This window comes from Rhizomicrobium sp., from assembly GCF_056722145.1.
Genome location: NZ_JBWZET010000391.1, coordinates 1 through 2002, shown reverse-complemented (window position 1 = coordinate 2002; position 2002 = coordinate 1). Strand labels below are relative to the sequence as shown.

1 protein-coding gene is annotated in these 2002 nt (G+C 63.4%); it reads left to right on the top strand.

The annotated features are described in order from the left end of the window. Window positions 1-1952: molybdopterin-dependent oxidoreductase (locus AC1P6P_RS20535; protein WP_481404312.1), on the top strand; the 1952-nt coding region annotated here is incomplete at its 5' end. Window positions 1953-2002 lie beyond the last annotated feature (50 nt).

The following is a 2002-nucleotide window of genomic DNA, read 5'->3' as shown; positions in this document are numbered from 1 at the left end:
TCGATCCCGGCGCGACGATCTTCTATGCCTCCGGCCGCGCCAGTCTCGAAACCAGCTATCTCTATGCACTTTTCGCGCGTGCCTATGGCCACAACAACCTGCCCGACAGTTCGAACATGTGCCACGAAACCACCTCGGTGGCGCTCAAGAGGCTGATCGGCTCCCCGGTCGGCACCTGCGTGCTCGACGACCTGCACTTGTGCGACGCGATCTTCTTCTTCGGCCAGAACACCGGCTCGAACTCGCCGCGGCTGCTGCACCCGCTCCAGGAAGCGGTGAAGCGTGGGGTGAAGATCGTCACCTTCAACCCGGTGCGCGAAAAGGGTCTGGAGGTGTTCAAGAACCCGCAGAGCCCGAGGGAGATGCTGACCCCGGCGGAAACGCCGATCTCGACGCTGTATCTGCAGGTCAAGACTGGCGGCGACATCGCCGCGATCACCGGCATGGTCAAGCACGTGCTCGCCGCCGAGGAAGCGAAATGGGCCGCGGACAAGCTGCACGTGCTCGACGTCGACTTCATCGAGCAGCACACCACCGGGTTCGCGCAGATGAAAGCCCAGGCCGAGGCGACGAGCTGGGAGAAGATCGAACGCGAGAGCGGCCTTTTGCGCGAAGAACTCGCGCAGGCCGCGCAGATCTACATCGAGGCGGATCGTGCGATCGCGATGTACGGGATGGGCCTCACCCAGCAGGTCCACGGATTCGAAAACCTCGCGGCGCTGACCAACCTGTGGCTGCTTCGGGGCAACATCGGCCGCGACGGCGCCGGCATCTCGCCGGTGCGTGGCCATTCGAACGTGCAGGGCCAGCGCACGGTCGGCATTTCCGAAAAACCTTCGCTGGTGCCGCTCGACAAGATCGCGGAGCTGTTCGGCTTCGAGCCCCCGCGCGAGGAGGGGATGAACACGGTCAAGGCTTGCGAAGGCATCGTCGCGGGCACGGTGCGCGGCTTCATCGGCCTCGGCGGCAATTTCGTGCGCGCGATTCCCGATCGTGCGAAGATGGAGGCGGCCTGGCAGTCGATGCGGCTGACCGTGCAGATTGCAACCAAGCTCAACCGCAGCCACCTGATCAATGGCGAGATCGCCTACCTGCTGCCGTGTCTGGGACGCTCGGAAGAGGACATCCAGGCCAGTGGCCCGCAGAAGGTGACGATGGAGGATTCGCTGTCGTGCATCCATGGCTCGCTCGGCAAGAACACCCCGGCTAGCGAACACCTGCGCTCCGAACTCGCGATCGTCGCCGGGATCGCCAAGGCGACGCTAGAGTGCGATGACAAAAAGTGGGAACCGGTTTTTGTCAATAAATCGCACGAGCACGAATATTTAGAGCATGATGGCGTTTCAACGAAACGTCATCATGCTCTAGCGCCCAACCCGAAATTGCGCTGGGATGAATGGACCGGCGATTACGCGCTGGTTCGTGACCTGATCGAGCAGACCTATCCCGATCAGTTCCGTGATTTCAACGCGCGCGTGTTCACCCCGGGAGGGTTCTATCGCGGCAATTCGGCGCGCGAACGGGTGTGGAAGACCGAGAGCGGCAAGGCCGGATTCACCGTGCTCAAGACTTTCACCGCCTGGGGGGCGCCTGAAGCGCCGGGCCGGTACCGGCTGATGACATTGCGCTCGAACGACCAGTTCAACACCACGATCTACGGGCTTTCCGACCGCTTGCGCGGCATCGAGGGCACGCGCGACGTGGTGCTGATCAACCCAAACGACATCGCCCGCGCCGGACTGGAGGCGGGGCAAGTCGTGGCACTTGTCACCGATGCCGGGGATGGCGCGGCGCGGCGGGTCGCAGGGTTGACGGTGACGCCGTTCCGGCTGCCCGACGGCTGCATTGCCGGCTACTATCCCGAACTCAACCCGTTGGTGCCGCTGTGGTATCACGACGAGCAGTCGAAGACGCCGGCCAGCAAGGGCGTTCCCGTCCGCATCGTGCCTTGAAGGCATGGCATTCCGGTTCGCTACCGACTTGTGCAGCCCTTACGGAAGGC